The organism is Marinobacter sp. es.042 (genome assembly GCF_900188315.1).
In the GTDB taxonomy this organism is placed as follows: Bacteria; Pseudomonadota; Gammaproteobacteria; order Pseudomonadales; family Oleiphilaceae; genus Marinobacter.
Map to the genome: position 1 here is coordinate 1,338,088 of NZ_LT897781.1, position 12,268 is coordinate 1,350,355.

Below are 12,268 nucleotides of genomic sequence, written 5' to 3' on the forward strand. Positions count from 1 at the left end.
GGTTTACTGACCCCGGTGCGTAACGCGGAGTACTTCTTCCACCGTGGTCACACCATCCAGGATTTTCTGCACGCCGTCTGCGTGAATACTGGGCCCATGCTGGCGAGCCACCTTTTCCAGGTCCAGCTCCCCGGCACGTTTGTGGATCAGAGAACTGATTTCCTCGGAGATCTCCACCACCTCATAGATACCAATACGTCCACGGTAACCGAGCTGGTTGCAATGGCTACAGCCGGTTGCCCGGTAAATGGTCGGCGGGTTAGCGGGATACTGCTGCAGAAAGTCGCAGTGCTCTTCCGTGGGTGTATACGGCTCCCGACATTCCTTGCACAGAACCCTAACCAGCCGTTGGGCAACAATGCCCACCAGACTTGATGAAATCAGGAAGGGCTCAATTCCCATGTCCATAAGCCGGGTGATGGCGCCAACGGCAGTGTTGGTGTGCAGTGTAGAAAGTACCAGGTGACCGGTCAGACTCGCCTGTACCGCAATCTCCGCCGTTTCCAGGTCCCGGATCTCACCAATCATCACCACGTCGGGATCCTGACGCAGAATGGCCCGAAGGCCTCGGGCAAAGGTCATATCTACCTTGGTATTCACCTGGGTCTGGCCGATACCCGGCAGGTTATACTCGATGGGGTCCTCAACAGTCAGGATGTTGCGGCTACGGTCGTTAATTTCCTGGAGCGAGGCATAGAGTGTGGTGGACTTACCGGAACCCGTCGGGCCGGTGACCAGCAAAATGCCGTAAGGCCGGTAAATCAGCTTGCGCAGAACCTTCAGGTCCTGCCCCGCCATGCCCAGGGATTCCAGCCGTATGGCACCTGCTTGTTTGTCGAGCAAACGCAGAACCACGCGTTCGCCGCTTGAAGACGGCATGGTCGACACACGAATATCCACTTCCCTTCCAGCTACCCTCAGCGCTATACGGCCATCCTGGGGCACCCGTTTCTCGGCAATATCCAGCTTTGCCATAACCTTGATCCGGGACACCAGAAGCGGAGCCAGTGCGCGCTTGGGCTCCACAACTTCCCGCAACACGCCATCCACCCGGAAGCGAACCACAAGGCGCTTTTCATAGGTTTCAATATGAACGTCCGAGGCGCTGGTTTTCACCGCTTCAGTGAGAATGGCATTGATCAGCCGGATGATCGGAGCATCGTCTTCCTGCTCCAGCAAATCCTCAGTTTCCGGCACCGAATCCGCCAGGGAAGCCAGATCCATGTCGTCGCCGATCCCCTCCACCATCTGCATGGCTTCAGCGGAATCGTTCTGATACGCAGAGTTAAGGGCCTGATCGAACCGGTCCGGATCGATGGTGGCAAAACGGGCACGACCGCCACTGATACGGTTCGCTTCCGCCAGCGCAGAATGGGACGCACCGGGCCGAACCAGAATAACCGGCTCGCCCGCATCCGAGCGGGTCAGGATTACTCCGTTGCGCTTGGCAAACGTAAACGGAAGACGGCCCAGCGGAGCATCCTGCGGCTGAAGTTCAGTGTCTGTGGTCAAGGTCGTCCTCGTTCGTGAAACCCTTTTCGATTCAACTAATTCAGAAAGGCTACCACAGGATATGGACCCGCTGAATAACTCTATACACTATACTCCCAATAAAACGTTGCAGTCTGATAACCTGTGAGCTTTTTCCCGGCCCACAAACTTGCATTCAGGATGATCAATGCTCCTAAACAATGAACGGCTTCCCCTGATTCTCGCGCTCGTAGCAGGGGCGGCCATGGTCGCCCTGACAGCCTGGCAGGGTTACCGTTTCTGGCAAATGGAAGGCCAGCAGGGACAGTACGATAACGTGCAGCCACTGGTCTCCGACCCGGCCGCCGGCCGTGAGCCACCTAGCGTGGACCTTTCCTCCCTGGATTTGTTCGGAGCTGCATCCGGCGAAAGCGCGCCGGTAGAAATGAATACCGAGAATCTCCCTGAAACCAACCTCCGACTATTCCTTCGGGGCGTACTGGCCGCAGATGGTGATTTTCCGGGCAGCGCGCTGATCGAAGATGACAAGAGTAAAACCGAAGCCTACCTGGTTGGTGACGAACTGCCCGGCAATGCCACACTGCGCTCGGTGCATCCAAACCGGGTGATCATTGAACGTTCCGGCAAACTCGAAAACCTCTACTTCCCGGAATCCGAAGACCGCAGCGGCATATCCTTCACGGCCGACCAGCAGGCAGAGCCTTCGCCCGCCGTCCAGCAGACTGCATCCCCCTCACCCTCGAGAGCGCCCGCTTCCGCCAACAGCGATGAGCAGCGCCGGGAGGAAATCCGCCGGCGCCTTGAGCAGCTCAGGGAACGCCTACGGAACAATAACTGAGGCGCGCTATGGAAACGGCCGCCCTTCAGATACGCCGCCGTTCCACTCTTCTGCCTGCGTTATTGCTCGTGGTCTCTCTTGTGAGTGCCTTCGAGCTGGGCTCCCGTCTGATGAACTATGTTCAGGAAGAATTCGGAACCGAAGCCCACCAGCGCCTGGAAAACTGGCAGCGCCTGCATTCTCTGGCCGCAAACGCCCCCATCGACCGGCAGCTCCGGCTGGTGAACTCCTTCTTCAATCGAGTCGCGTTTGTCAGCGATATCCGCCACTGGGGCGAAGAAGACTACTGGGCAACCCCGGTAGAACTGCTGACCACCAACGGTGGTGACTGTGAGGATTTCTCGATTGCCAAATACCTGACCCTCAAGTCCATGGGCGTGCCCGATGACCAGCTCCGAATCGTCTATGTCAAAGCGCTGGAACTGAACCAGGCCCACATGGTGCTGGCGTGGTACCCGGAGCCAGACGCCGATCCGTTGATTCTGGACAACCTGATAAATGACATTAAACCTGCGTCACAACGTACTGATCTTGAGCCCGTTTACAGCTTCAACGGTGAAGGCCTCTGGCTGAACCAATCCGGCGGAGCGCGCACCCGGATCGGCGAGGCGGGCAAGCTCTCACGGTGGCAGGACCTCAACAGCCGCCTGACGGAATCGCTCCGACCCTGAGCGGGTTGCCAAAGCCAGCCGCTGGCGGCAAATGACAGGAACCCTGGCGCCAAGCGACAGCGTCGAATGACGCAGAGCCGATAAAATGCGCCACATTCGTTTTTAATCTGGAGAATAAAACACATGCGACGCTGGAACGGCTGGGGCGACGAGGGATTCAATCTGGCAATGCCGGAACAAGGCCAGGACTTTCTGGCATCACGCATCGGCAGTGGCCGTCCTCTGGCGGACGCGACCCTGGATTCTGTTTGCGCCAAAGTACCGGAAACCCGCCTTACCCGGCCGGCAGAGCTGGAATCACTGATCGATACAGGCCCGGAAGCACGCGTGCGGCATGCCCGCGGCCAGAGTCTTGCGGACTGGCTTGCCATGCGCAGCGGCGAGTTTGGTGTGTTCCCGGATGGCGTGGCCTACCCCACCACCAGCGAAGAGGTGCAAACCCTGCTCTCCTGGGCCGCGGAGCAACACATTCACCTGATTCCCTACGGTGGCGGCACCAGTGTGGCCGGGCACATAAATCCGGTGGATAAAGGCCAGCCAGTGCTGACTGTGGACATGAGCCGGATGAATCGCCTGATCGACCTGGACACGGACAGCCAAATTGCGACGTTTGGTGCGGGAACGCCCGGGCCACTCGTTGAGTCCCAACTCCGGGCCCGTGGCTACACACTGGGGCATTTTCCCCAGTCTTTCGAGCTTTCTACCGTCGGCGGCTGGGTGGCCTCCCGATCCAGTGGCCAGCAATCCCTGCGCTATGGCCGCATTGAACAACTCTTTGCCGGGGGCCGGGTCGAAACGCTGCAAGGCACTCTTAACCTGCCCACCATACCGGCCTCCAGCGCAGGTCCGGACATCCGGGAAATGATTCTGGGCTCGGAAGGCCGCATTGGGCTGATTACCGAGGTGAAGGTGCGGGTTACTCCGCTGCCCGACCACGAAAGCTTTCATGTGGTCTTTTTTCCGGATTGGGAGAGCGCCCGCACGGCCAGCCGCCTGCTGGTGCAGAACCGAACCCAGTTATCCATGCTCAGGCTCAGCAATGCCGTAGAGACCGAGACCCAGCTCGCGCTGGCCGGCCACCCCCGGCTTATCGGCATGCTCGATCGTTTCCTTTCGCTGAGGGGCGCTGGTGAGGGCAAATGCATGATGACCTTCGGGATCACCGGCTCCCGACTGCAGACCCGAAACGCCCTGAAAGAGGCCCGAAGCATCTGCAAGGCCCAAAACGGCGTCTATACCGGCACGCGGCTCGGCGACAAATGGGCGGCCAAGCGTTTTACCATGCCCTATCTGAGAGAGGCCCTCTGGCAGATGGGCTATGCCGTCGACACTCTGGAAACGGCCACTGACTGGGACAACGTCGACAATCTGCTGGGTCTGATCGAGACCAGCCTGCGTGACGGGCTGAAAGACCAGAACGAGAACACCCATGTCTTCACCCACCTCTCCCACTTCTACAGCCAGGGCTGCAGCATCTACACCACCTACGTGTTCCGGGTGGGCGACAGCTACGAGGAAACACTCGCGCGCTGGCAAACGCTCAAAACCAGCACCTCTGAACTGATCGTGAACAACCGCGGCACCATCAGCCATCAACACGGTGTCGGCAAGGATCACGCGCCTTATCTTCCGGTGGAAAAAGGCGAACTGGGCATGTTGGCGATACGCTCCCTGTGCAGCACCTTTGACCCGGACGCGATCCTGAACCCGGAAACACTGATGAAATGAGCGCAACGCCGAATGGGAGCCCCAATATGACCCGGACTGAAATCCTCAATGCGCTGCGTTCAGGGACCAACGAATTTGATGTGGTGGTGGTCGGCGGCGGAATTACCGGCGCTGGCGTGGCCCGGGAAGCAGCAGGCAGCGGCCTGCGCACGCTTCTGGTAGAACAGAAGGACTTTTCCTGGGGTACCTCCAGCCGGTCCTCAAAGATGGTGCATGGTGGCCTCCGGTACCTGGGCAGCGGGCATTACGGTCTTACCCGAGACGCAGTACGCGAGCGGGAACGGTTAATGGCGGAAGCACCGGGGTTAATTGAGCCCCTGCGCTTCATCATGCCGCACTTCAAAGGCCAGTTCCCCGGACCGCGCCTGTTCCAGACACTGCTTCGGGTTTACGACTTTATTGCCCGCAACCGGAGCCGCCACTTTCTGACCCCGGCCGAATCCATGCTCTGGGTGCCGGGCCTGACGGGCGAAAAACTCGCCGGCGCCAGCGGTTTTACCGACGCAGTCACCGACGACTCGCGCCTGGTCCTGCGCCTGATTGCCGAAGCCCGGCGGGACGGCGCCATGTGCCTGAATTACACACGAGCCGATGCAATAAAGCGCAGCAACGGCGATGTATCCGGCTTGCTGATTCAGGCAGAGGAAAACGATACGCCCATTGAGGTCTTCGCGCCCCTGGTCATCAATGCCACCGGTGCCTGGGCAGATCGGCTGCAGTCCAGCAAGACCTCTGAAGACACCATGCACATCCGGCCCCTGCGTGGCAGCCATCTCGTGCTGCCCTGGTGCAGTCTGCCGGTGTCCTGTTCGGTTTCCCTGTTTCATCCGGAAGATGGCCGCCCGGTGTTTGCCTTCCCATGGCTGGGCACTACAGTCCTCGGCACCACCGACATCGACCATGAGGGCAACCTGGATCAGGAGCCGGTGATTTCTGAATCCGAGACCGCCTACCTGCTTGAGATCGCCTCACGATTGTTTCCGGGAAGCACCATTACCCGAGGCGACATCCTTTCAAGCTGGGCCGGTGTAAGGCCGGTGGTAACCGATGGCACGGGCAAGGCACCATCCAAGGAAAACCGGGAACACGCACTTCGGGTGGATCGGGGGCTGGTCAGCATTGCCGGCGGCAAGCTCACCACCTTCCGGGTCATCGCCCGTGAGGCGCTCACCAAGGGGCTTGGAGAAGACGCCAGCAAGGTTCTGCGGCCCGCATCCAAACCGGTGTTTCAGGGCACAGAACACTCCTCAAGGCCAGCCGCCATTAGCCACCAGTGCTGGCAGCGACTGCAGGGGTTCTATGGCCCCGAGCTTGATCAACTGCTTGCTTCGGGCCCACTGGAGCCTGTCACTCCGGATCGGGCTTCCGACCTGCTCTGGGCGGAGCTTTGCTGGGCGTGCCGGAGAGAGGATGTGCAACATCTGGATGACCTGCTTCTGCGACGAACGCGGTTAGGCATGGTACTACCGAATGCGGGCGAAGCCCTTCTCCCGCAGATTCGTAACCACTGCCAGCCCCTGCTTGGCTGGGCTGACCAGCGTTGGGAGGAGGAACAGGCCCGCTACCTGTCGATCTATCACAACGCCTATTCGCTGCCACCCCAGGAGGCCTCCGATGCCAGCTGAGCCGCTCATCCTGGCCATCGACAATGGCACCCAGAGCGTCCGGGCGCTGCTGTTCGATACCCGTGGCAATCTGGTGGGCAAAGGCAAGCAGGAAATCGAGCCCTATTTTTCGAGAGAGCCCGGCTGGGCCGAGCAGCACCCGGACTACTTCTGGGAGCAGCTCGGGGAAGCCTGCCAATTGCTCTGGAACTCTACAGACGCGACACCGGATCAGGTTGCCGGCGTTACCGTGACCACCCAGCGCGGCACCGTCATAAATCTGGATGAAAACGGCCAGCCTCTACGCCCGGCAATCATCTGGCTCGACCAGCGACATGCAAGGGTCGAAGGGTCCGTCAAAGGGCCCTGGGGATGGCTCTTCAAAGTTGCCCGCCTGGAAGACACCATCAACCGTTTCCGGGAAAAAACCCAGGCCAACTGGATCGCCCAGAATGAACCCGAGATCTGGTCGAAAACCCGGTATTTCCTGTTGCTGTCTGGCTATCTCAACTACCGACTCACCGGGGAATTCCGGGACTCGACCGGCAGCCAAGTGGGATACCTGCCTTTCGACTATAAAAAGCATCGCTGGGCCAGCCGGCGGGATTTCAAATGGCAGACGATGCCGATCGAGCCCTCCATGCTGCCTGAGCTGGTTGCACCCGGCGAAACACTGGGCCATTTGACCGACGAAGCCTGCAAGCACCTGGGCCTGGCCAAAAGCCTGCCCGTGATCGCCGCTGCTTCCGACAAGGCCTGCGAGATTCTCGGCTCTGGCGGGCTGACACCCGATATCGGCTGTATGAGCTATGGCACCACTGCCACCATCAACACGACCAGCCAGCGTTACGTCGAACCGATCCGGCTAATGCCGCCGTATCCCTCCGCCGTGCCCGGCCGGTACTCAACGGAAGTGATGATTTACCGCGGCTTCTGGATGGTCAGCTGGTTCAAACGCGAATTCGGGTTGCGGGAACAGAAACTGGCGCAGGAGAGAGGTATCGAGCCGGAAGCGCTGTTCGATGAACTTGTTCGTGCGGTCCCACCGGGCTCCATGGGCCTGATGCTGCAGCCCTACTGGTCACCCGGCGTGCGCCAGCCCGGGCCCGAAGCGAAAGGCTCGATCATCGGATTCGGGGACGTTCACACCCGTTCGCATATTTATCGCGCCATCCTCGAAGGTCTTGCCTACGCATTGCGCGAAGGAAAAGAAAAAATCGAAAAGCGAAGCGGCGTGAAGATCAAAAAACTCAGGGTGGCCGGAGGCGGCTCCCAGAGTGATGTGGCCATGCAGTTGACCGCTGATGTGTTCGGCCTCCCCGCCGAAAGGCCTCACACCTATGAGACCTCCGGCTTGGGCGCCGCTATTGATGCGGCTGTCGGGCTGGGCCTGCATCCAGATTTCGACACGGCCGTGGCAAACATGACCCGGGTTGGCGACGTTTTTCATCCTAACGAAGAAACCCAGGCTCTTTACCAACGACTGTATTCCGAGGTTTACCTCAAAATGTATCCTCAATTGCAGCCTCTGTACCAAAAGATCAGGAATATCACGGGGTATCCCTCCTGAGAGGCCAGCATTTTTCGCACATCAACCCAACCAATGGCTATATTTAAAGGTCATTAGGTTATGTTATTTTCAACTAGGTTGATCAACCGAAAACGATGAGGGATGACAAATGAAAAAGACAGGAATTCTGGCCACCGCAATAGTCGGCCTGGCATTTGCCGGCACCAGCGTCGCTCAGATGGACGTGGAAGATCAGATTGAGGCTCGGCAGGCGGCGTACCAGTTCATGTCCTGGAATATGGGCAAGATCAAGGCACAGGCAGTAGACGAGGAAGTGGAGTTCAATCCGCAACAAATCATGGCGGCAGCCAACGCCATCGCTGCGGCAGCAAACTCCGGCCTTGGCGCCCTGTATAGCCCCGACTCGGCGATGGACAAGGCCGAGGACACCCGTTTGAAACCCGAATTCTTTGAGCAGCCCGAAAAAGCAAGGGAGGTCGGCGGCAACTTTGTTCGTGAAGCGAACAAACTGCAGGAAGTTGCGGCCAGCGGTGACAAGGCAGCCATCGCCCAGCAGTTTGCGGCAGTCGGCAAGAGCTGCAAGGCCTGCCATGATAATTTCCGCGCAGACTGATCCAGCCAGCGATTACCAGCCAAGATCCTGAGGTGCAGGCTCAGGTGCCGGCGGCGGGGGAATCAACTCGCCGCTGGCAAGCGCAACTAAAACAGCACTGAGGCAGAGCGCAAGAACGAAGGATCCAATACCCCCACCTACCGCGCTTCTGCCACGATGGTCACTTGTTGACACTTTCCCCGTTACCATCGGCTTGATCAGATTATTCTTTCGCACAAACGTGTAGAACAACACTGCCCCGATGTGCAGAGCAACCAAGCCATAAAGGAACCATTCAGACTGTCTATGCCAGCCGCTGAGCGTATCGCTCAGATCCGACGAAATCAGGGGATAGAGCGGTCCATTGAAAGAAATCTCATCATTCGCAAATAACCCCGTAACCGCCTGAAATCCAAACAGACCGATCATAGCCAGAACAGACAGCGCGCCCAAAGGATTGTGCCCTAAACACTGCCATCTGCCCTGAATGTAGGATTTCAGGGATCCCGGACTGGGTAAAAAAACCGAGAACCTGGCGTAGGTCGATCCAATAAATCCCCAAATCAGACGAAAACCGAGCAGCCCGACCGTTGCCAGCCCGAACCGCTCGTGCCAGACCATCCAGTCTCCACCGAGCTTGATCGAAATCAGAGAACCGCAGACAGCCAAGACGAGCAGCCAGTGAAATGCTCTCAAAGGCAGGTCCCACAGGCGGATGCTCGTCATGGTGTCTCCCGGAAATCAATCACACGATTACGACTTGCGAGATACTTCTTCTGCCACCAACTCGGCGGTAATCGCAGAGAGCGTCCAGCCCAGGTGACCGTGACCGGTGTTGTAGAACACGGTCGGCAGGCGACCTGGACCAACCCTTGGCATCATGTTCGGCAGCATTGGCCGCAAGCCGGCCCAGGGCACTACCTTGCGAGTACAGACACCGGGGAAGCACTGCTCAACCCAACGGGTGAGAGGGCGGATGCGGTCGTCCTTGATATCGCGGTTATAACCGCTGAACTCGGCGGTACCGGCAACCCGGAAACGGCCATCGCCCAGGCGACTGGTGACGATCTTGGTGGCATCGTCGAGCAAACTCACGGTCGGTGCCGCCTTTTGCGAGGCCTCGTCGTCCAGCTCCACGGTAATGGAGTAGCCTTTCACCGGATAGATATTCACCCGGTCACCCAGCTTTTTCGCAAGCCCGCGACTGCCAACGCCGGCGCAGATCACCACGCCATCGAAGGTATCCCGGGTTTGCTCGGTGCCATCATGGGAGGTCACCCAGGCATTACGCTCGTCGGCACTCAGCTCAGTGACGGTGTGGCCGTAGCAGGTTTTCACACCAAGGCGCTGGATGGCATCCGCCAGACCGTTGGTGAACTTGTGAATATCACCGGTGGAGTCACTCTCTGTGAAAAAACCACCGTAATAGTTGCCGGCCAGGGTCGGCTCGATGGATTTCATTTCCTCCGGGGTAACCGAACGGCGCTCAAGGCCACCAGCCGCCAGCAGGCGCGATACCTTTTCAGCGTGGTCAAATCCGGCCTTGTCCCGGTAGATGTGCAGGATGCCCTGCTTCTTCAGATCGAAATCAATGCCTTCTTCCTGCGCCCAGGCAAACAGGTGGTCACGGGCAGCAATCGCCAGGCGAGCAGTTTCCGTGGTGTTTTTTTCATACTGGGGAATGGCAGCAATGAACTCGGCGAACCAGCTCAGCTTGTGCCAGGAGGGCTTCGGGTTGACCAGCAGTGGCGCATCCCGGCGGGACATCCACTTGATGCCCTTCATCACGGTCTGCCAGTTGTTCCAGACCTCTGCGTTGGAAGCGGAGAGCTGTCCACCGTTGGCGAAGGAGGTTTCCATCGCCGCATAGCGATGCTTCTCGTAAACCGTAACGTCAAGCCCGCGCTTGGCAAGGGTGTAGGCCGTGGTAATACCAGTGATACCACCGCCAATTACTGCGATTCGCTTCATTCCAATCTCCGTGAGCGCCAAGGGTTTCCTCCCTGCTCGAAATGGCAGGAAGCACCCCTTCCGTCACGGGACCTGAGAGATTCACGAGCCGTTTTAACGAAAACGTTCGCTTGCTCCTTCGGTGTGCCGACTGACGCGATTGTCGACAGCTCTTCGGAAAGTATTCATGTCAGCGGTCCTTTTGCCTGAGAGTTTCCGGGGCAGTTGCTCCTTCGGCGCTGATCGCAAGGGATTCAGTCTCTCCCGCAGACATGTCTGATTGGTAATAAAACCCAACCCACGGGCCTAAACATAGCAAATATCCCGGAGCCAGGAAACCAGCCTCTGCACAGCTCGGGCCGTATGGGTTAAGGTAAAAAGCATGAAACACGCCTCGAAGACCCGCAAACAGCTCCAGCAGCAACTGGAACAGGCGCACGACTACGCGCAGTGGTGCGAGGTCGCTACCGCCCTCGATGACATGGACGGGCTACTGGCCTGGCGCGAGCAGGAAGAGACCGGAATGCTGCATGAAAGCCTGATGCGCAAGCACATGGGCCTCATGGACCATTGCCGGCAGAATGGCGACACACGGCGACTGATCCGGATCCTTCAGGAGAGTCTCTACCGCCACCTGGGCGAATTATCCAATCCCGACCTGTACACGGTGGCGCGCAGCGGCACCAACCGGTTGGTGGGTGAATTCCTGGATGCCGTCGAGACGTCCATGGAATTCATATGCGAGCACCCTATTCCGGAGGTGACAACCGCCCGAAAACTGAAACTGTTTCAGGACGCCGAGCGGGTCTATGGCCGGCCGGCCCTGATGCTCAGCGGTGGTGCGGCCTTTGGTATTTACCACATAGGCGTTACCCGAGCGCTCTGGCGCCAGGATCTGCTGCCGGATGTCATGGCCGGCTCCAGCATGGGTGCCATCGTGGCGGGTGCCATCTGCACACGGGACGACAAGGAACTGGCAGAGTTCTTTAACCATCCGGAACGGATTCACCTGAATGCCTTCCGCTGGCTCGGAGTCACGGAAGGCTTGAGGGCTGGCCATGCCATGGATCCGCGCCAACTTCAGGAGCATCTCCAGCACAATCTGGGCAGCGTCAGTTTCAAGGAAGCGTATGAGCACAGTGGCCGAACACTGAATATCTCCGTCTCCCCCACCCGCACCCAACAGAAACCACGGCTGCTCAACTGGCTGTCCTCGCCGGCTGTACTGGTGGATTCGGCTGTGATGGCCTCCTGCGCCGTACCGGGCATATTTCCGCCTGTGGTTCTTCAGGCCCGGGAATCAAACGGTCGTCGGGATACCAGTGTTCCCTACATGCCCACCGAAAGCTGGATTGACGGCAGCGTTCATGGCGACCTGCCTCTGATGCGCATGGCACGCCTGCACAACGTGAACAAAACCATCGTAAGCCAGGCCAACCCCCACGTGGTGCCATTCATCAGCCATCACGACCAGAGCGGCGTAACGGCCTGGGCCAAACGTGCGGCAGTCTCCCTCGCCCAGGGCCAGATCGCCACAGCGCTGAAACTGACCAAGCAAAGCCCGCACCCCGGCATCATCCGGCCACTCATCGAGCAGGCCTACGCCATGACCAGTCAGCAATACCTCGGGGACATTAATATCCACTTCCCGCCCAAGGCCTCCCTTTACCGAAAGGTCCTCTCCAACCCGAGCCCGGAAGATCTCGAGATGTATATCAATCTCGGTGAACAAGCTACATGGCCACGGCTGGCCATGATCAAGGATCAGACCAGGATCAGTCGGGCATTTGACAGGTGCATCAGGCAGTTAGAGTCTGATCTTGAGAAAGAAGGCGAAGAAACGTCAAAGGCCTGAGTGCACTT

10 protein-coding genes and 1 riboswitch are annotated in these 12,268 nt (G+C 58.7%); of the genes, 7 read left to right on the forward strand and 3 right to left on the reverse strand.

Annotated features, from left to right (window positions below):
* Window positions 1-3: 3 nt before the first annotated feature.
* Window positions 4-1,512: a type II secretion system ATPase GspE gene (gene gspE, locus CFB02_RS06360; protein WP_088557345.1), complete on the reverse strand. Its 1,509-nt coding sequence runs from the start codon at window positions 1,510-1,512 to the stop codon at window positions 4-6.
* A gap of 166 nt (window positions 1,513-1,678) precedes the next feature.
* Between gspE and CFB02_RS06365 the strand changes: the two genes are divergently transcribed.
* The 6 genes from CFB02_RS06365 to CFB02_RS06390 all read left to right on the forward strand — a co-directional run bounded on the left by CFB02_RS06365 (window position 1,679) and on the right by CFB02_RS06390 (window position 8,476).
* A complete protein-coding gene (locus CFB02_RS06365; protein ID WP_088557346.1) occupies window positions 1,679-2,329 on the forward strand; it encodes a type II secretion system protein N in 651 nt (216 codons plus the stop codon).
* A gap of 8 nt (window positions 2,330-2,337) precedes the next feature.
* The gene (locus tag CFB02_RS06370; protein ID WP_088557347.1) at window positions 2,338-3,000 is read left to right on the forward strand and encodes a transglutaminase-like cysteine peptidase; all 663 of its coding nucleotides are present in this window, start codon (window positions 2,338-2,340) and stop codon (window positions 2,998-3,000) included.
* Between the two features lie 123 nt (window positions 3,001-3,123).
* Window positions 3,124-4,728, forward strand: coding sequence for an FAD-binding oxidoreductase (locus CFB02_RS06375; RefSeq protein ID WP_088557348.1), 1,605 nt, complete (start codon window positions 3,124-3,126; stop codon window positions 4,726-4,728).
* Window positions 4,729-4,754: 26 nt separating this feature from the next.
* Window positions 4,755-6,353: a glycerol-3-phosphate dehydrogenase/oxidase gene (locus CFB02_RS06380; RefSeq protein ID WP_088559185.1), complete on the forward strand. Its 1,599-nt coding sequence runs from the start codon at window positions 4,755-4,757 to the stop codon at window positions 6,351-6,353.
* Window positions 6,343-7,902, forward strand: coding sequence for an FGGY-family carbohydrate kinase (locus CFB02_RS06385; protein ID WP_088557349.1), 1,560 nt, complete (start codon window positions 6,343-6,345; stop codon window positions 7,900-7,902). Before CFB02_RS06380 ends, CFB02_RS06385 begins: the two co-directional genes overlap by 11 nt.
* Before the next feature lie 109 nt (window positions 7,903-8,011).
* The gene (locus CFB02_RS06390) at window positions 8,012-8,476 is read left to right on the forward strand and encodes a c-type cytochrome (protein ID WP_088557350.1); all 465 of its coding nucleotides are present in this window, start codon (window positions 8,012-8,014) and stop codon (window positions 8,474-8,476) included.
* A gap of 12 nt (window positions 8,477-8,488) precedes the next feature.
* On the opposite strand, the gene CFB02_RS06395 is transcribed toward CFB02_RS06390, so the two are convergent.
* Window positions 8,489-9,181 carry a cytochrome b/b6 domain-containing protein gene (locus tag CFB02_RS06395; protein ID WP_088557351.1) on the reverse strand — a complete coding sequence of 231 codons (693 nt, stop codon included), beginning with the start codon at window positions 9,179-9,181 and terminating at the stop codon, window positions 8,489-8,491.
* 27 nt (window positions 9,182-9,208) lie between these two features.
* Entirely contained in the window at window positions 9,209-10,426 is a 1,218-nt protein-coding gene (locus CFB02_RS06400; protein ID WP_088557352.1) for a D-amino acid dehydrogenase, read from the reverse strand.
* 163 nt (window positions 10,427-10,589) lie between these two features.
* A riboswitch (glycine riboswitch) is annotated at window positions 10,590-10,682 on the reverse strand.
* 105 nt (window positions 10,683-10,787) lie between these two features.
* On the opposite strand from CFB02_RS06400, the gene CFB02_RS06405 reads away from it, so the two are divergent.
* Entirely contained in the window at window positions 10,788-12,260 is a 1,473-nt protein-coding gene (locus tag CFB02_RS06405) for a DUF3336 domain-containing protein (protein ID WP_088557353.1), read from the forward strand.
* The last annotated feature ends 8 nt before the right edge of the window (window positions 12,261-12,268 follow it).

What these genes read in the sequence shown, in the direction of transcription:
- CFB02_RS06365 (WP_088557346.1), top strand. Translation starts at nt 1,679, where the DNA reads ATGCTCCTAAACAATGAACGGCTTCCCCTGATTCTCGCGCTCGTAGCA.
- CFB02_RS06370 (WP_088557347.1), top strand. Translation starts at nt 2,338, where the DNA reads ATGGAAACGGCCGCCCTTCAGATACGCCGCCGTTCCACTCTTCTGCCT.
- CFB02_RS06375 (WP_088557348.1), top strand. Translation starts at nt 3,124, where the DNA reads ATGCGACGCTGGAACGGCTGGGGCGACGAGGGATTCAATCTGGCAATG.
- CFB02_RS06380 (WP_088559185.1), top strand. Translation starts at nt 4,755, where the DNA reads ATGACCCGGACTGAAATCCTCAATGCGCTGCGTTCAGGGACCAACGAA.
- CFB02_RS06385 (WP_088557349.1), top strand. Translation starts at nt 6,343, where the DNA reads ATGCCAGCTGAGCCGCTCATCCTGGCCATCGACAATGGCACCCAGAGC.
- CFB02_RS06390 (WP_088557350.1), top strand. Translation starts at nt 8,012, where the DNA reads ATGAAAAAGACAGGAATTCTGGCCACCGCAATAGTCGGCCTGGCATTT.
- CFB02_RS06395 (WP_088557351.1), bottom strand. Translation starts at nt 9,181, where the DNA reads ATGACGAGCATCCGCCTGTGGGACCTGCCTTTGAGAGCATTTCACTGG.
- CFB02_RS06400 (WP_088557352.1), bottom strand. Translation starts at nt 10,426, where the DNA reads ATGAAGCGAATCGCAGTAATTGGCGGTGGTATCACTGGTATTACCACG.
- CFB02_RS06405 (WP_088557353.1), top strand. Translation starts at nt 10,788, where the DNA reads ATGAAACACGCCTCGAAGACCCGCAAACAGCTCCAGCAGCAACTGGAA.